Origin of the sequence: Nocardia sp. NBC_00511 (genome assembly GCF_045161165.1) — a bacterium.
Lineage (GTDB): Bacteria > Actinomycetota > Actinomycetes > Mycobacteriales > Mycobacteriaceae > Nocardia.
The window spans coordinates 549179-565878 of record NZ_CP107849.1 but is presented as its reverse complement, the minus strand read 5'-3'; the positions used below and the strand labels follow the sequence as shown (position 1 = coordinate 565878).

Sequence of the window (16700 nt, the reverse complement as noted above, 5' to 3'; positions counted from 1 at the left end):
CGCAGTGGCACGACCGATACACCGATCATGAACCACAGCACCGGCACCGACGGCGTCGTCGTCGAAAACGTCGAGAAGTCCTTCGGGGCCGTGCAAGCCCTGCGCGGCGTCACCTTCAAGGCCGCGCCCGGCGAAGTCCTCGGCATCCTCGGACCCAACGGCGCGGGCAAGACCACCATGGTCAACATCCTGTCCACCCTCATCGCCCCCGACCACGGCCACGCCTGGGTCGCCGGGCACAACGTCGTCACCGACGCCGCCGCCGTCCGCCGCGGCATCATGCTCACCGGACAGTTCGCCGCCCTCGACGACGCGTTGAGCGGCTACGAGAACCTCGTCATGTTCGGGCGGCTGATGGGACTGCGCAAACGCGCCGCCCGCGCCCGCGCCACCGAACTCATCGCCGAATTCGACCTCGACGATGCCGCCGGACGCCGCGTCGGCACCTACTCCGGCGGCATGCGGCGACGCATCGACATCGCCTGCGGACTCGTGGTGCGACCCGAGGTGGTGTTCCTCGACGAACCCACCACCGGACTGGATCCGCGCAGCCGCCAAGGCGTCTGGGACCTCGTCGGCGGCTTTCGCAAACACGGCATCACCACCCTGCTCACCACGCAGTACCTCGAAGAAGCCGACGCGCTGTGCGACCGCATCATCGTCATCGACCACGGCGTCGTCATCGCCAGCGGCACCGCCGACGAACTCAAGGCCCGCACCGGCGGCAGCTACTGCGAGATCATGGCGCTGCGTGAAGAAGATCTGCCCGCCATCATCACCGCCCTCGGTGATCTGGTGCCCGCCGCCAATCTCGAAGCGCTGAAAGAAGATTCGGATCGGCTGGCCATCCCCGCGCCCGCCGGGGCCAAGACCCTGGCCGAAGCGCTGCGCCGCCTCGACGCCGCCGGACTCGAACTCGTCGACATCGCACTGCGACGGCCCTCGCTCGACGACGTGTTCCTGCAACTCACCGGACACCGCGCGGAACCCGAAGCGGAAGTCCAGGATTCGACGTCGTTCCGGCTGCGGACCGCCGACGGGCGCTTCACCACCGACGAACGGACCCGGGCATGACCGCCGTCGACGCGCCCGCGGGCTGGCTCACCAACGTCCGCGCCACCCCCGCCACCTTCGCGCAGTGGTGGGTGCTCACCATCCGGCTCATCGTGCCCTCGGTCAAGACCGGCGAGATCATCACCGCGATCCTCGCGCCGATCACCTTCACGGCCAGCTTCTACATCCCGCTCAACCGCGTAATGTCCTTCGCCGGACTGGGATTCAGCAGCTACGCGCAGTTCATGGCGCCCATCGTCATTTTGCAGGCGGCCGCGTTCACCGCGGTGTCGGCGGCCTTCCGCGCCGCCACCGACGCGGTGTCCGGACTCGACCGGCGCTTCGATGCCATGCCCATGCATCCGCTCATCCCGGCCGCGGCTCGTCTGGCCTCCAACATCTTCCGGCTCGCCATCGGCATGGTGTCCGCGGTGATCAGCGTGCACGTGATCGGCTTCCGATTCGTCGACGGCACCGCACACACCATCGGATTTCTGGCTCTGGGCATGCTGATCGGGATCGCGTTCTGCCTCGGCGCCGACGCCATCGGCACCTTCACCCGCAGCCCGGAGGCCACCACCCAGATGCTGGTGCTGCCACCGCTGATCCTCGGCATGCTCTCCACCGGACTCGCACCCGCACACCAATTCCCGCACTGGGTCCAGCTTTTCGTGCGCAACCAGCCCGTCTCGCAGTTCGCCGAAGGGCTGCGGGCACTCGGCGGCGACACCCTCGGACGCGCGCATCCGGTGACCTGGGGGCTGATGACACCGCCGCTGCTGTGGATCGCGGCCATCGTCGTGGTGTCCTGCTACTTCATCGCCCGGCAGAACCTGAAGAGGTCGTGACATGACCACACTCGAACGCACCGACCCCATCCCCGACCAGAGTCCGGCCGACATCATCACCGCCGCCGAAGCCTCGGTCCCGGCACTGTTGCGCCACACCTGGATTCAGACCCAGCGACTGCTGCTGCGCTGGGTGCGCGACCCGGTCACACTGCTGGAAACGCTGATCGTGCCCTGCCTGCTGCTGCTCATGCTCGACATCGTGGTCGGCAGCCAGATCCAGAAGTTCTCCGGGCACAGCGCCCTCTACGGATCGACGCCGATGGTGACGCTGGTCGGGGCGCTGTCGGGAACCGTGGCCAGCGGCATCATGCTCGGTCGCGAACGCGAGGCGGGGATCCTCGCCCGGTTCTGGGTGCTGCCCGTGCACCGCGCCTCCGGGCTCGCCGCCCGCATCCTCGCCGAGGGCTGCCGGATCTTCTGCGGAACCGTCGTGATCATCCTGTTCGGAATGGCGCTCGGCTTCCGCTTCCGCGAAGGACCACTGGCCGCGTTCGCGTTCCTGTGGATTCCGGTGCTGTTCGGGCTGGCCTTCGCGACCATGGTCACCGCCATCGCCGTCTTCACCGCCAAAGCCACCCTGGTCGAGGGGGTGGCACTGCTGTCGTCACTGCTCATGTTCTTCAGCACCGGGTTCGTGCCGATCGGGGCCTACCCCAACTGGATTCAGCCCGTCGTGCGCGGGCAGCCCATGTCGGTGGCGGTCGACACCATGCGCGCCCTCGCCGAGGGCGGGCCGCTGGCGGCTCCGCTGGTCAAGACGGTCGCCTGGTGCGTCGGGCTGATCGTGGTGTTCGCCCTCCCCGCCGGGTACGGCTACCGCCGCGCCAGCCGCCGCTGAATTCAGACCCCTTGCGACAAATACCGGACCGTCCGCGCGTCGACCGCCTGCCCAGCGGCGGCGCGCGCACTATGCTGGCCGCCGTGCTCGAACCCGAAACCCCCGTCGCGCCCCACCCGGACATCGCCCACCTCGCCCCGCTGCTGGGCACCTGGCGCGGCCGCGGCCAGGGCGAATATCCGACCATCGACACCTTCGAGTACCTCGAGGAAGTGCACTTCGGCCATGTCGGCCGTCCCTTCCTCACCTACCGGCAGCGCACCCGCGCCGCCGACGGCAGCCGGCCCATGCACAGCGAGACCGGATACCTGCGGGCCATCGCGCCCGATCGCATCGAACTGATCCTGGCGCACCCGACCGGCATCACCGAGATCTGCGAGGGCAGCCTGGTCGCCGACGACGGCGGGTTGCGGATGGAACTGGACTCCACCGCCATCGGCCTGAGCACCAGTGCCAAATCGGTGACCGCACTGGGCCGTACGATCACCCTCGCGGGCGACACCCTCAGCTACTCGCTGCGGATGGCCGCGGTGGAACGGCCGCTGCAGCATCATCTGGCCTCGACCATGCAGCGCGCGAACTGATCAGCAGCCCGAACCCGAGATGAACTTCCGGGTCCGACCCGTGCTGTGACCTGCGGCATATTGAAGCCCCAAGTGTGCTGGATCACATTTACGGGTTGCCTACCGATAAGTGACCGATTACCGTTTCTGGCATTGGCAAATAGTCAGCCAACCCTAATGAGCAGCGGACCCCCGTAACAGACCGTTCGGTTGTCCTCGCTCATCCCCAAACAAGGGAGAGGGATATGAAGCGCTCGGCCTTATTGCTGCTCACCACCGCCGGAATGATCCTCGCCGGCGCGGGCGTCACCGAAATGATCGGAGACGCCTCCGTCGCCGGACCACCGGGCAAAACCCTCGCCCAGCAACGCTATGTCACCGATTCCCTCGGCGGCCTGCACGCCGCCAGCTGCCTCAAACTCGACAGCGGCTACGACGGCAACTGAGCCGCGGACTCAATATCCCGACGGCAACGCGGTCAGCATGTCCCGCGTCACCGCCACCGCATTGTCCGAACTGCCACCGCGCACCAGCAGCGTCGCCCAGGCCAGATCGCCGCGGTAACCGATGAACCACGAGTGCGAACCACCGTCCACCTCGGCCTCACCGGTCTTGCCGTACACCTCGCCCTGATCGACGATCCGCTCGGCCGTACCCCCGAGCACCACCTTGCGCATCATCAGCCGCAGACCGTCGACCACCGGCTGTGACAACTGCGGTCGATCCCCGGACACCTGGGTGGGATGACCCGCGATCAGAAACGGCACCGGAGTCGACCCGTGCGCGACCGTGGCCGCCACCATGGCCATCCCGAACGGACTCGCCACCACCTTGCCCTGACCGATCCCGTCCTCGGCCCGCTGCACCTGATCATCGTCGCGCGGCACCGAACCCGACGCGGTCGGCAGACCGGCCACCGTGTAGTCCACGCCCAGACCCAGCGCGGCCGCCGCCTTCGGCAGCTCCTCGCCGCCCAGCTCCGAGGCGATCTTGGCGAACGCGGTATTGCAGGACCGCTCGTAGGCGGTGGCCATCGAGACGTCACCGAGGGAGAACAGGTCGTAGTTCGGAATCGTGCGCTCCCCCACCGTGATCCGGCTCGGGCACGGCACCGTGGTGTCCGGGTTGGCCTGTCCGTCGGTCATGGCCGCGGCCGCCGTCACCGTCTTGAAGGTCGAACCCGGCGGATACAGGCCGGAGGCGGCGACCGGGCCGTCCGCGTCGGCGGCCTCGTTCTGCGCGATCGCCAGGATCGCACCCGACGACGGCTGCAACACCACCATCATGGTCTGCTCGGTGCGCGCGTCCACCGCGCGCTGCGCGGCATTCTGCACATTGCGGTCCACGCTCAGCGAGAACGACGGGGAGCCTTCGGGATCGACCTCTTTGAGCACATCGGTGTCGCCGCCGTTGGAGTTGACGGTCACCACACTCCAGCCCGCTTTGCCGTCGACCTCGTCGATCACCGTCTTGCGCACCTGGGTCATCAGGTCCGGCGCGAAACGGCGGTCGGTGGGCACCAGGTCGAACTCCTTGCCGAAGGTCACCCCCGGCAGACCCAGCACCTGCGAATTCACCTCGCCGAACTCCCATTCCGAGAGCATCGCGGCGGTGTACGCGCCATCGGCCTTGCGGGCCGCGCTCAGCAACGAGGCGGGCGTGATGTGCTCGTCGAAACGGCTGAGCGCGTTCGCCAAACTGGTTGCGGCAGCGGTCGGATCGGTGCCCGCGACCGGTTTGAACAACACCCGGTACAGCGCGCCCGGCACCATCACATCGGTGCCCGAGCGCTCGTTCACCCGGGCGCGCGGCGCGGGATTCGAACGCAGCTGCAGGGTTTGGGTGTCGCCGAGCTGCGGGTGGATGTCGGCGGAGGACCAGCGCACCTGCCAGCGGCCCTCACTGCGACCCATCTGCAACTGACCCTTGTAGGTCCAGACGCGATCCTTGGGCATGTGCCACTCGTAGGTGTAGTCGACGATGGCGGTGTCACCGGTGACGCGGGCGTCGCCGGTGCTGGCGACCAGCTTCTCGGCCTGTAGGTGCTCCCACGCCGAAGCCAGTGCGGCACCGGCCTTTTCGGGCTGACTGGTGAACCCGGCGGCAGCCTGCGCGTCATGATCGGCGAAGGCGCTGACGAACGCCTCGGCGGCCTGCGCGGGACCCTGCGGACCCGAGGAGCAACCGGCCGCGGCAACCGCTACGACAGCCGCGATCAACATGGTGAAGACCCGTGTGGACATCGGGACAGATGCTAGAGCCAACTACCGGCAAACCAGCGCGACACACAGCACCGGAACGGTTTTCACGAGCAGATCACAGAATCGTGGTCGCGGCGCGGGGAATTCAGTCCAGGAGGATTGTCGCGAATGTCGCGATCTGCCGGAATCCGACCTTCGCGTAGGCGCTGCGTGCGACCTCGTTGTAGCAGTTCACGTACAGGCTCGCGGTCCGACCCGACGCCACGATCACGTTCGCCACCGCCGCGGTACCCGTGGTCCCGAAACCGCGACCCCGCCGATCCGGATGCACCCAGACACCCTGAATCTGACCGGTCCGCCGCGACAACGCGCCCACCTCGGCCTTGAAAACCACTTCGCCGTCCTCGAAACGCGCCCAGGCCCGGCCGGATTCGATCAGACCCGACACCCGGCGGCGATAACTGCGGCCACCGTCCCCGGCGCGCGGATCGACCCCGATCTCCTCGGTGAACATGGCGACCGCGGCCACCATGTAGCGGTCGATCTCCTCGGGACGCACCCGGCGCACCCGTAGATCAGGGGCGATCCCGGCGGTGCGCTCCAGGGCCAGCAGCGGCTGATCCTCACGTAGCTCGCGCGGCGGACCCCAGTGGTCGATCAGGTATTCCCAGAGCGGCAGCGCCAATTCGCGACGGCCCACCACCGAGGAACACACCCGCGCGCCCTTGACCGCACGTTCGGCGAAGGCGCGCATATCGTCACGGCCACCGCGCAGCGGCACCAGATTCGCGCCGGAGAAGCACAGCGACTCGCTCGGACCGCCGCGAGTCCACAACTCGCCGTACACACCTCGCGAGTCCAGACCGAACTCCTGCAGCCGCGCGGCCACCATGCAGCTCGCCACCGGGTCGGTGTCGAGCACTCGAAGAACTCGGGCCAGGTCGCGGTTCGCGAGCTGACGGGCCCCGGACGTCCGGGACCGGAGACTCGGCTCCAGCACACTCCGCACGTTCACAGCCTGCCAGAACTTGTGAGACCGTGCCGCACTATTGACCGGTGCCGCCCACCGACCTGGGAAAACAGGCGGTGGGCGGACACGGTTTCAGCCCGCGGTGACGACGGGGGCACCGCTACCGGCGTCCTCGCCCATCTCCTCGGCCAAGCGCATGGCCTCCTCGATGAGGGTTTCCACGATCAGATGCTCGGGCACGGTCTTGATGACCTCACCCTTGACGAAGATCTGACCCTTGCCGTTGCCGGACGCCACACCCAGGTCGGCCTCACGGGCCTCACCGGGACCGTTGACGACACAGCCCATGACGGCGACGCGCAGCGGCACCTCCATGCCCTCGAGACCGGCGGTGACCTCGTTGGCCAGGGTGTAGACGTCGACCTGAGCACGACCGCACGACGGGCAGGACACGATCTCCAGCTTGCGCGGACGTAGGTTGAGCGACTGCAGGATCTGCGAACCCACCTTGATCTCCTCGGCCGGCGGGGCCGAGAGCGAGACGCGGATGGTGTCGCCGATGCCCTCGCTGAGCAGCGCGCCGAAGGCGACCGCCGACTTGATGGTGCCCTGGAAGGCCGGACCGGCCTCCGTGACACCGAGGTGCAGCGGGTAATCGGACTTGGCGGCGAGCTGGCGGTACGCCTCCACCATGACCACCGGATCGTTGTGCTTGACCGAGATCTTGATGTCGCCGAACCCGTGCTCCTCGAACAGGCCCGCCTCCCACAGCGCCGACTCCACGAGGGCCTCGGGGGTGGCCTTGCCGTACTTCTCGAGCATCCGCTTGTCGAGCGAACCGGCGTTGACGCCGATGCGGATCGGGATGCCCGCCGCGGCGGCCGCCTTCGCGACCTCCTTCACGCGGCCGTCGAACTCCTTGATATTGCCCGGGTTCACCCGCACCGCGGCGCACCCGGCGTCGATGGCGGCGAAGATGTAGCGCGGCTGGAAGTGGATGTCGGCGATCACCGGAATGCCGGACTTCTTGGCGATGGTCGAAAGGGCGTCCGCGTCTTCCTGACGCGGGCAGGCCACGCGCACGATGTCGCAGCCGGACGCGGTCAGTTCCGCGATCTGCTGCAGCGTGGCGTTGATGTCATGGGTCTTGGTGGTGGTCATGGACTGGACCGAGACTGGGAATTCGCTGCCCACTCCGACATTGCCCACCATCAACTGGCGGGTCTTCCGCCGCGGCGCGAGAACCGCCGCTGGCGCGGCCGGCATCCCCAAAGCGATGGCACTGCTCACGATCGGCTGCCTACTTTCGATTAAGTCCTCACCCTTACCGGCTCCGAGCTTACCGAGACTCGGGAACCGGTCGCCCTGTGACGGCGGCGACAAGGGTACCCGCGCCGGGTGCAGGACGCGGAACCGGGCCGGGCCCTACAGTTCTTATTCGTTGCAGGTGTCGCGAAGGTTTACGGTTCGAAATGTGAAGGTAGCGAATCCCGATCGATGGCCGCGAACATCCGAAGAGGCAGCAGCCGAACAAGATCGACTGCGATCGGCGGTGATCGCGGAAAACCCCCGGCCACCTCGATTCCGGACGATAGCGGGGCTTGACTCGGCCTACGACGACGACGGCAATGTGGTGGCCGCGGTCGTGGTGCTGGACGCGGAGACCCTCGAGACCGTCGAAACCGTGACCGCGCGCGGCACCACCGATTTCCCCTACGTACCGGGCCTGCTCGCCTTCCGCGAGCTGCCCACCACCCTGACCGCGCTCGAAAAGCTCTCCGTCACACCGGATCTGCTGATCTGCGACAGCCAGGGCCTGGCCCATCCGCGCCGCTTCGGCCTGGCCTGCCACGTCGGACTGCTGACCGGGATCCCGACCTTCGGCGTCGCCAAGAACGTCTGGGGCGACTACGAGCAGCCGGATCCGCGGCGCGGTTCCTCGAGCGTCGTCACCATCGACGGCGACCCGGTGGGCTGCGCCCTGCGCACCCGCACCGAGGTCAAACCCGTCTTCGTCTCCGTCGGCCACCTCATCGACCTGGAAACGGCCTGCGCCCAGGTGCTTACGTTGACTCCCGAATTCCGCCAGCCCGAAACCACCCGCCGCGCCGATCGCCTGTGCCGCGACATGCTGCACGAAATCGCCGCTACGGGAACAACTTCACCGGATTGACGATGTCGGCGACCAGGGTGAGGATCATGTACGCGCCACCCAGCACCACGACCACGTAGGTCGCTGGCAACAGCTTCAGATAGTCGACGGGGGCGCCGTCGGGCAGGCCCTTGCGGTTGCGGAACATGTTGCGCAGCTTCTCGTAGAGCACGACGGCCATGTGGCCGCCGTCCAGGGGCAGCAGCGGCAGAATGTTGAACGCGCCCAGGAAGAAGTTCAGGCTGGCGAGGGTCAGCACGAAGATGGGCCAGGCGCCGTGCTCGGCGGTCTCACCACCGATCTTGCTGGCGCCGTACACACTGACCGGGGTCTCCGGGTCACGGGTGCCGCCGGTGACCGCGTGCCACAGGTCGACCACCTTGGCGGGCATCTGCGCCAGCGACTGCACGGTACGCACCGCGATCTGACCGGTGAACGCGCCGGACGCGGGGATCGCCGAGAGGATGTTGTGCTGGACCGGGCCGTAATAGTCCTGTCCCACACCGACCTTCGCGACGGTCTTGGGAGTGCCGTTCTTGTCGGTGTAGACCGTGGCCAGCTGCGGGGTGACCGGAACCGTGAGGGTCTGGCCGTCACGGTCGACGGTGTAGGTGAAGGTGCCGGTCTGCTTCTCGGTCTCGGCGCGGAACTGCTTCCACGTCGTGATCTTGGTGCCGTTCACCGCGGTCACCTTGTCACCGCGCTGCAGGCCCGCCAGCTGCGCGGGTCCCTGGCCGGTGCACGGCGCGGCCGTCAGATCCGGCTTCATGTCGGCGACACAGCTCATCGAACCCAGCTGGGTCTCCGGCGGCTGATCGAAACGCGGCAGCCCCCAGGCCACCGCGAGCAGCACGATCAGCAGGTAGCCGATCAGGAAGTTCATCAGGATGCCACCGGACATGACGAGCATGCGCTTCCAGGTGGCCTGCCGGTACATGGCTCGGTCGAGGTCCTCGGGTTCCAGCTCGTCGAGGGCCGTCATGCCCGCGATATCGCAGAAACCGCCCAGCGGCAACGCTTTCAGACCGTATTCGGTCTCACCACGGCGCCACGAGAAGATCTTCGGGCCGAAGCCGATGAAATAGCGGCGCACCTTCATGCCCGTCGCCTGCGCTGTCCACATGTGACCGCATTCGTGCAGGGCTACCGAGGCCGTGATCCCGAGGGCGAACAGTGCGAAGCCGATCGCATAGACCATGCGGTTACGAACCCTCCTGCTGTCAGCTGCGCACGAGCGCGCGTGCGGTGTCTCGCGCCCACGTGTCCGCCGCGAGCACCTCGTCCAAGCTACCGGGTTCGGCGGCCCACCGGTCGGCGGACTCCACGACTCGGGCCACCGTGCGCACGATGTCGGGGAATCGGATGTGCCCGTCGAGGAACGCCTGCACCGCGATTTCGTTGGCGGCGTTGTAGACCGCGGTCACGCAACCGCCCGCCTCGCCCGCACGCCGGGCCAGCTCCACCGCCGGGAACACGGTGTTGTCGACGGGTTCGAAGGTCCAGGTGGAGGCGGTCGACCAGTCACAGGCCGCGGCCGCGCCGGGCACCCGATCCGGCCAGCCCAGGGCCAGCGCGATGGGCAGCTTCATATCGGGCGGGCTGGCCTGCGCGAGGGTGGAGCCGTCGGTGAAGGTGACCATGGAGTGCACGATCGACTGCGGGTGCACCGTCACGTCGATGCGGTCGTAGGGGACGCCGAACAGCAGATGCGTCTCGATCAGCTCCAGGCCCTTGTTGACCAGCGACGCCGAGTTCAGGGTGTTCATCGGACCCATCGACCAGGTCGGATGAGTCTTGGCCTCGGCCGGATTCACCGATTCCAGCATCTCGGTGGTCCAGCCGCGGAACGGTCCACCCGAGGCGGTCAGCACCAGTCGCGCCACCTCCTCGGCGCGCCCGCCGCGCAGGCACTGCGCCAGCGCCGAGTGCTCGGAGTCCACCGGCACGATCTGCCCGGGCTTGGCCGCGCGGGTCACCAGCGAGCCGCCCGCGACCAGAGATTCCTTGTTGGCCAGCGCGAGTCGCCGACCCGATTCCAGGGTGGCCAGGGTGGGTCCCAGTCCGAGCGAACCGACCAGCGCGTTGAGCACCACATCGGCGTCGGTGCGGCGCACCAGTTCGGTGGCGGCGTCCGGACCCGCCAGTGCGACACCGAGTTTCGCGGCCGCGGCCGCGTCGGCGACGGCCACGTTGCGGGTTCCGGTCGCCGCGATCTGCGCGGCCAGCAGCTCGGTGTTGCCGCCGCGCGCCGCGAGCCCGACCACTTCGAAGCGCTCGGGGTTGGCGGCGATCACCTCCAACGCCTGCGTACCAATGGAACCCGTGCTGCCCAGCAGCAGAACCTTCACGACGTCGGACACGCGCCTATTGTCTCCTGTCCGAATCTCCCGGCCGCCGCGCCCCGGCGACAGCCCCTGCTGGCTACGACACATGGTCGTATGTCACGATATTGGCCAGCAATCGATTCGAGCCGTAAAGGAGCCAAAGTGGCCGCCACGGAACTGGAGAACCTGCACCCCGCAGACGTCGTCACCAAGGTCGACACCGCCGAGGTTCCGTCCGCCGCGTGGGGCTGGAGCGGCGAGTCGCGCCGGACCGCCCGCATCGCCGGCTGGGTCGTCGTGGTGATCCTGCTGGGCATGCTGTTCGAGAACCAGCAGGGCAGCTCCGCGGGATCGGGCAACACCGGTTACATCTTCCTGATCGTCTTCGCGGTCGGCCTCGCGGGCATCCTGATCCGCGACTCCCTCTTGCAGCGCAAGCCGCGCTAGTACGCGATACACCTGGAAATGCCCCGCGGACGCGTTCCGCGGGGCATTTCCGTATTCCGTTGGGGCTTCGGTGGTCTCAGCCCCGCCGGTCCGCGATCAGGAGGCCGGGGTGGTGTCCGGCGCGTTGATGCGGTTGAACAGGCCGATGCCGACGGCCACGGCCGCGATGCCACCGGTCAGCACCAGACCGGCCGCGGCGCCCAGCGGGATGCCGATGCCGGCGCCCATGATGCAGCCGCCGACCCAGCCCGGCAGCAGCACCGGGGTGCCCAGGAAGGCGCCCAGGGCGCAGCCGCCGATACCGCCGACCAGGGTGCCGATCAGGGTGCCCAGGCCGGTCGCGATGCCGAACTGCGAGGACGCCGAGGACCACGCGGCGTCCTGATCGGCCTGGCTGGAGACGTCGTGCAGCACCAGCGCGGGGGCCGGAGCGGCGGCGGCCGGATCCATGTTCGGGGTGAGAGTGGCGCTGTTGCCGTCGATCTGGGCGGCGATCGGGTGAGCGAGGCCGTCCATCTGGAAGGACAGCGGCACCGAGGTGACCAGGCCGCCGGTGCTGTCACGCACCTCGAACTTGCCGTCCTGGGTGTCGAGCGAGCCCAGGTCGGTCTTCAGGACGACCGACGCGCCTTCGATCTTGGCGTCCCAGTGGATGGCGGACGCGGTCGGCGCCGGGGACGCGGCGGCCGGGTCGGCGTAGGCGGTGCCGGCGCTGATGCCGAGGGCCGCGATGGCCAGGGCCGAGGTGGCGGCGAACTTCTTGAAACGCATTGGATCGATCGCTTTCTTCATCGGGCGCTTCCCTCCAGGGAGCGAGGTCCTCATCGAGCACCCGAGACAACTTAAGCCAGCAAATGTTGCCTTATTGTTGCCAAAACGTAGCGAAATCAGTATTCAGCGTATGTTCCGCGTAAAGATCGTGTTCCTCGAGTCTGTTTGGTCGCTGCGAAGCAATCTTCTGGTGCACGAAAATGGCCCGCTTTCACCGGTTCGGTGAAGCGGGCCACATTCTCGCGAATACCCGGCTACTGGTTGGCGGGGTCGTTGATCCGGTTCACGAATCCGATGCCGATGATGATGGCCGCGGGGATGCCGGTCAGGATCAGACCGGCGGCCGCGCCCAGCGGGATGCCGATCCCGGCACCGGCCAGGCAGCCGAGCACGGGGCCGAATCCGGCCGCCTCCAGGATCGGCAGGCTCAGCGTCGCGCCGCCGATGATGCCGATCACACAGCCGAGGCCCGCACCGATGATGGTGCCGACCAGGGTGCCGACCGCGGTGGCCAGCCCGAACTGGGTGGCGGCGGCCGACAGCGCGTCGTCGAACGCCTTCTGGTTGGTGGCCTGGTGCAGCAGCGGCGACGGATGTGCCACCGCCGCAGCGGTATTCGGGGTCAGGACCGCGCGCAACCCTTCGACGCTGGCGTCGATCGGGTACTCGAGGTCGTTGAGGGTGTAGGCCAGCGGGACACCGGCGACCACGGTGCCGTGGTCGTCGCGGACCTGCAGCTGCCCGTCGTCGGTGGTCATGGATCCGGCGTCGGTGGTGACGACCACGGAGTCGCCGTCGCGAGCCACATTCCAGTGGATTCCGGGCAGTACCTGGTCGACGCCCTGATTGATGCCGTCGAGCAGCGAGGGCAGCACGGGCGACGGTGCCGGTGCGGGAGCGGGGTCGGCGTGGGCGGTTCCGGCGGCGATGCCGAGGGCCGCGGTGATCATGACCGCGGTGGCGGCGAATTTGCTGAACTGCATGACGGAGTACTTTCCTGCGATCCGGACTTCCAGCAGTGACTGCTCGGGGATAGGAAGTGAGCGCCCGTTTTCAAGCGTTCGGGTCAAGTGTCCAGAAATAGGAAGCTGAGCGGTAGCTAAGAATCCGTATTGATAGCCGGAATCACTAACCGGCCACCGCAGTGAGCCTGGTCATGATCGCCGGAGGATCGCGCGGTCAGCGCCGGAAACGTTCCCGCAGCTGAGGGTCGTTCTCCCACCACAGGCCCGAGGACACCGGCTCGTCGTCGACGACCGCGGCCGCGGTTCGCGTCGCACCGGCCTCGGTCCGGGCGGTCTTGCGCCGCACCCGGCGGGTCTCGGCGGCATCGAGTTCGGCGTCCACCTCGGCGGCCTTGCGGCGCTCGTCGGCGGCGAAGGACCGCATCACGACCAGCGAGTAGATCAGGCCGAGCAGGTCGCCCAGCAGCCACAGGATGCCCGCGCCGACGGTCTGATCCATCCGCGCGCTCGGTCCCCAGGCGCGGCCGACCCCGGCGTAGTAGCCGGTGGCGACCAGCGGACCCAGCCACAGCACGATGCCGAGGATGCCGTCGGCCATCGACTCCACGATGGTGATCAGCAGCGAGAGTCCCTGCGTGAAGTGCTTGGGCACCGGGTCGATCTGCAGGCGCGAATAGAAGTACAGGAAACCGATGGCCACCACCAGGATCCGGGTCAGCGCGTCGACGGTGCCGTTGCGCAGCACCGACTCGTACCAGGGTGAGAAGAACAGCACCCAGGGCAGCAGCAGGATCAGCGCGGCCGCGGTGGCCGGATGGGTGAGCACCCGGGCCGCACCACCGGAGAGCATGGCGTCCAAGCGTTTCCGGCCCGCCGGGCCCAGCGCGGCCCGCAGCACGGTGAACGGCGCGCCCGCGGCCAGCGCGAACGGGACCAGGTACAGCAGCACCAGGATCTGCAGGGCGCGCACCCAGAACAAGGTTCCGGAGTAGACCCCGACCATGCCGATGCCCGACAACAGCCAGATGCCCAGTCCGGCGACCACGAAAGTGACCGCGCGTCCGGTGGAGAGCTGCTCGCCGTTGCGGCGACCGCGGAACCAGCAGTACAGGTACGCGCCGCCCAGCAGTGCGGTGACCAGCACTGTCGAGGTGTCCCACCGCCATGAGCTCACCAAACTGCTCATCTGCAAGGGTGTTTCGATCCCAACCACGCGCCCCAGTATGCGCCGCGCCGTCGCGGCGGCCGACGCGCCTACCGCGAAACCGTCCGACGGTAGGTGACCTTGTCGAATTCGCGCCCGAATTCATCGACGGCGGTCACGTCCGTCTCACTGGCGGTTGTGGCTGGTCAGCCGGTCGGGCGGCGACGCCACAGCAGCCACAGGGCGAAGGCGCTGGCGCAGGCCGTCGCGGTGGCCATCCAGCCCGGGGCGTAGGAGGTGAAATCGGTGTAGTCGCAGGGTTTTCCGTGTTCGGCGAGCAGGCAGTGGCCGCGGTTGACGTAGTCGCGCAGCGCCAGCACCGGGGACGGCACGTAGATCAGGGAGATGCCGAGCACCCGGGTCGATCCGTAGCGCGGGGTGACCGAGGCGAAGCTGTATCCGGCCACCAGCGACAGTCCGGCGTGCCCGGCCCCCGCCGACCAGGTGCTGTGCCCGGCCGCGACCTCGAGCACCGCGTACGCCGACAGTCCGATCACGGCGACGACCGCGACCCGGGGCGAGGGCCAGCGACTGCCCGCCAGCAGGCCGACCAGGACCAGGCCGATCATGAGCGGAATCGTCCAGGAGGGAACCTGATTGGTGAGGACCGCGCTGCCCGCGCCCGCCAGGCCGACCGCGAGCAGCACCATGGTGCCCTCCCGGTCGGGCAGCAGCAGGGCGGCCAGCAGCGCCGCGGCCACGGTGACCACCACGGTCGCCGCGACGGCCGGCAGGCTGTCGCCGTGGCGGGCCAGCCATTCCGAGCCGAACAGGCTCATGCCGATCACCAGGGTGCCCGCGATGATCGGAAGGATCGGCAGGCTCAGGGAACTCGTCTCGGCGGGTTGTTCGGCGGGTTCGCGGTAGGCGCCGATGGCGATGAACACCAGGGCCAGCACGATCAGCCACATGGGTGGCGCGTCGATGGCGGGCCAGTTCTGCGGGAAGTGCTGTTCGACGGTGCGCGGGTGGGTTTCGGGCAGGATGGCCTCGATGACGACGCCGCAGATGGCGCCGAGCAGCCAGGCTATCGCCGATCGCCCGCGGGCGAGTACGGCCGCGCCGGAGCCGCCCAGAATGAGGCCGCCCGCAATGGAATCCAGGAAGTTCAGGGTTGCCAGCGAGGTGCCGAGGACGGCATTGCGGCCGAGCAGATGGTTGACGAACAGCAGCGTCACCCCGCCCAGCGCCCACCCCCAGCGCATGAGCTGACCGCCCAGCGCGTTGGACAGGACGGCCGCGACGACGGCGACCAGCGCGCCGGCGGCAATGGCCCGGGGCAGGCTGACGACCAGCAGGTCGACCCGTACGGCCGAGGTGGTCGAGGTCCAGGCGAAGTCGATCGGCACCATGAGCGAGAGCCCGGCGACGAGTGCGGCGAGGAAGGCGGTGGCCGTGTCGAGGGCCCCGCGGTGCCACCGGATCGTCATCGGGCCTCGGGGGACCGTAGCCCGGTTAGCCGGTGACCAGCGCACATGACCTCACACTAGCAACTATTCAGCTATCTTCCGGGAGGTGGCGGCCACCCCGAGAATCGTTGCGGTGGTTGACCACTGCCGCACCCTCGGTGGCGGTCGTCACCAGCCGAAAGAGGGTCGCGCGATCCTGCGCGCCCAGCACCCCGAGCGTCTCGGCGCCGTTCACGAGTGAGGCGCATCGCGGTCGATCAGGTCGGGTGCGCGGCGATCATGACGATCGTCGCGACACCGACCACCGCCACCGCAGTCGTCACCGCGATCAACAGCGGGGCGACGCCGCGATGAGAACCGTTGCGCAACTTACGACTTCGCAGTAGAGCGGTCGCCGCGACGACCACCATGACCGCGGCGGCGCACAGCGGCAGCACCACGACCGGCCGCCAGCCGAACCCGCCCTCGATCGCCGCCTTCCCGAACAGCACGGCGGTGGCCATGGCGGCGATGGCCGTGCGCCGCCAGGCCAGCGCGGTCCGCTCGGTGGCCAGGCCGGTGTCGGATACCGCGGCGGTCACAGACTCAGGACGCCGATGACGGCCAGGGCGGACACGAGGGTGACGCCGAGGGCGAGGACCGGGATGAGGATATTGCCGGGCAGCCGCTCCCCCGCCCGCATGGCGCGTTCGACCTTGCGCCACTGCAGGTACGCGCCGATCGCGAGGATCACCGCCAGCGCGATCGCGACCGTGGCGATGGCGGATCGGACGCCGGGCAACCGGAAGTGCGCGACAAGGGTGTGCACGGCGACGCCGCCCGCGAGGAGTCCGAGGGAGGTGCGGATCCAGGCGAGGAAGGTGCGTTCGTTGGCCAGGGTGAATCGGTAGTCGAGGTCGGGGGGCGGATCGGACTTCACCCCTCCACATTATTGCGTTGAAACTGCAATAAC

The 16700-nt window shown here is 68.3% G+C and carries 19 protein-coding genes; 7 read left to right on the top strand and 12 right to left on the bottom strand.

What is annotated here, in order from left to right; genetic code table 11:
- The first annotated feature begins 27 nt into the window (after positions 1 to 27).
- The 5 genes from OG300_RS02730 to OG300_RS02710 all read left to right on the top strand — a co-directional run bounded on the left by OG300_RS02730 (position 28) and on the right by OG300_RS02710 (position 3751).
- Positions 28 to 1074: an ATP-binding cassette domain-containing protein gene (locus tag OG300_RS02730; RefSeq protein ID WP_405491770.1), complete on the top strand. Its 1047-nt coding sequence runs from the start codon at positions 28 to 30 to the stop codon at positions 1072 to 1074.
- Positions 1071 to 1901 carry an antibiotic transporter gene (locus OG300_RS02725; protein WP_405491768.1) on the top strand — a complete coding sequence of 277 codons (831 nt, stop codon included), beginning with the start codon at positions 1071 to 1073 and terminating at the stop codon, positions 1899 to 1901. The genes OG300_RS02730 and OG300_RS02725 overlap by 4 nt, the downstream gene beginning before the upstream one ends.
- Before the next feature lies 1 nt (position 1902).
- A complete protein-coding gene (locus tag OG300_RS02720; protein WP_405491766.1) occupies positions 1903 to 2742 on the top strand; it encodes an ABC transporter permease in 840 nt (279 codons plus the stop codon).
- Positions 2743 to 2813: 71 nt separating this feature from the next.
- Entirely contained in the window at positions 2814 to 3326 is a 513-nt protein-coding gene (locus OG300_RS02715) for a peroxynitrite isomerase (RefSeq protein ID WP_405498448.1), read from the top strand.
- 224 nt (positions 3327 to 3550) lie between these two features.
- On the top strand, positions 3551 to 3751 hold the full coding sequence (locus tag OG300_RS02710) for a hypothetical protein (RefSeq protein WP_405491764.1): 201 nt from the start codon (positions 3551 to 3553) through the stop codon (positions 3749 to 3751).
- A gap of 9 nt (positions 3752 to 3760) precedes the next feature.
- On the opposite strand, the gene OG300_RS02705 is transcribed toward OG300_RS02710, so the two are convergent.
- The 3 genes from OG300_RS02705 to ispG form a co-directional block, all read right to left on the bottom strand.
- A complete protein-coding gene (locus OG300_RS02705) occupies positions 3761 to 5548 on the bottom strand; it encodes a penicillin-binding transpeptidase domain-containing protein (protein WP_405491762.1) in 1788 nt (595 codons plus the stop codon).
- Positions 5549 to 5651: 103 nt separating this feature from the next.
- Positions 5652 to 6515, bottom strand: coding sequence for a GNAT family N-acetyltransferase (locus OG300_RS02700; RefSeq protein ID WP_405491760.1), 864 nt, complete (start codon positions 6513 to 6515; stop codon positions 5652 to 5654).
- A 93-nt stretch (positions 6516 to 6608) separates the two neighbouring features.
- Entirely contained in the window at positions 6609 to 7742 is a 1134-nt protein-coding gene (ispG, locus tag OG300_RS02695) for a flavodoxin-dependent (E)-4-hydroxy-3-methylbut-2-enyl-diphosphate synthase (RefSeq protein WP_405498447.1), read from the bottom strand.
- A gap of 181 nt (positions 7743 to 7923) precedes the next feature.
- Here ispG and OG300_RS02690 point away from each other — a divergent pair, with 181 nt between their 5' ends.
- Positions 7924 to 8649: an endonuclease V gene (locus OG300_RS02690; RefSeq protein WP_405491758.1), complete on the top strand. Its 726-nt coding sequence runs from the start codon at positions 7924 to 7926 to the stop codon at positions 8647 to 8649.
- Here OG300_RS02690 and OG300_RS02685 read toward each other — a convergent pair.
- Together OG300_RS02685 and dxr are read right to left on the bottom strand one after the other, a co-directional pair.
- The gene (locus OG300_RS02685; protein WP_405491756.1) at positions 8624 to 9826 is read right to left on the bottom strand and encodes a M50 family metallopeptidase; all 1203 of its coding nucleotides are present in this window, start codon (positions 9824 to 9826) and stop codon (positions 8624 to 8626) included. The two genes, OG300_RS02690 and OG300_RS02685, sit on opposite strands and share 26 nt — an antisense overlap.
- 22 nt (positions 9827 to 9848) lie before the next feature.
- Entirely contained in the window at positions 9849 to 10988 is a 1140-nt protein-coding gene (gene dxr, locus OG300_RS02680) for a 1-deoxy-D-xylulose-5-phosphate reductoisomerase (protein ID WP_405491754.1), read from the bottom strand.
- 126 nt (positions 10989 to 11114) lie between these two features.
- Here dxr and OG300_RS02675 point away from each other — a divergent pair, with 126 nt between their 5' ends.
- On the top strand, positions 11115 to 11399 hold the full coding sequence (locus OG300_RS02675) for a DUF2631 domain-containing protein (RefSeq protein ID WP_405491752.1): 285 nt from the start codon (positions 11115 to 11117) through the stop codon (positions 11397 to 11399).
- Positions 11400 to 11495: 96 nt separating this feature from the next.
- On the opposite strand, the gene OG300_RS02670 is transcribed toward OG300_RS02675, so the two are convergent.
- From OG300_RS02670 to OG300_RS02640, 7 genes are all read right to left on the bottom strand, one after another.
- The gene (locus OG300_RS02670; protein ID WP_405491750.1) at positions 11496 to 12191 is read right to left on the bottom strand and encodes a hypothetical protein; all 696 of its coding nucleotides are present in this window, start codon (positions 12189 to 12191) and stop codon (positions 11496 to 11498) included.
- Positions 12192 to 12424: 233 nt separating this feature from the next.
- A complete protein-coding gene (locus OG300_RS02665; RefSeq protein WP_405491748.1) occupies positions 12425 to 13153 on the bottom strand; it encodes a hypothetical protein in 729 nt (242 codons plus the stop codon).
- Positions 13154 to 13349: 196 nt separating this feature from the next.
- Positions 13350 to 14321: a cytochrome c oxidase assembly protein gene (locus tag OG300_RS02660; protein WP_405491746.1), complete on the bottom strand. Its 972-nt coding sequence runs from the start codon at positions 14319 to 14321 to the stop codon at positions 13350 to 13352.
- A 164-nt stretch (positions 14322 to 14485) separates the two neighbouring features.
- Positions 14486 to 15769 (bottom strand): hypothetical protein, encoded by a 1284-nt coding sequence (locus OG300_RS02655; RefSeq protein WP_405491744.1) that lies wholly within the window; start codon positions 15767 to 15769, stop codon positions 14486 to 14488.
- A gap of 67 nt (positions 15770 to 15836) precedes the next feature.
- Complete coding sequence (locus OG300_RS02650) at positions 15837 to 15983, bottom strand: hypothetical protein (RefSeq protein WP_405491742.1); 147 nt, start codon at positions 15981 to 15983, stop codon at positions 15837 to 15839.
- A gap of 22 nt (positions 15984 to 16005) precedes the next feature.
- Positions 16006 to 16329, bottom strand: a complete 324-nt coding sequence (locus tag OG300_RS02645; protein WP_405491740.1) for a DUF202 domain-containing protein — start codon at positions 16327 to 16329, stop codon at positions 16006 to 16008.
- On the bottom strand, positions 16326 to 16667 hold the full coding sequence (locus OG300_RS02640) for a YidH family protein (RefSeq protein ID WP_405491738.1): 342 nt from the start codon (positions 16665 to 16667) through the stop codon (positions 16326 to 16328). The genes OG300_RS02645 and OG300_RS02640 overlap by 4 nt, the downstream gene beginning before the upstream one ends.
- Positions 16668 to 16700 lie beyond the last annotated feature (33 nt).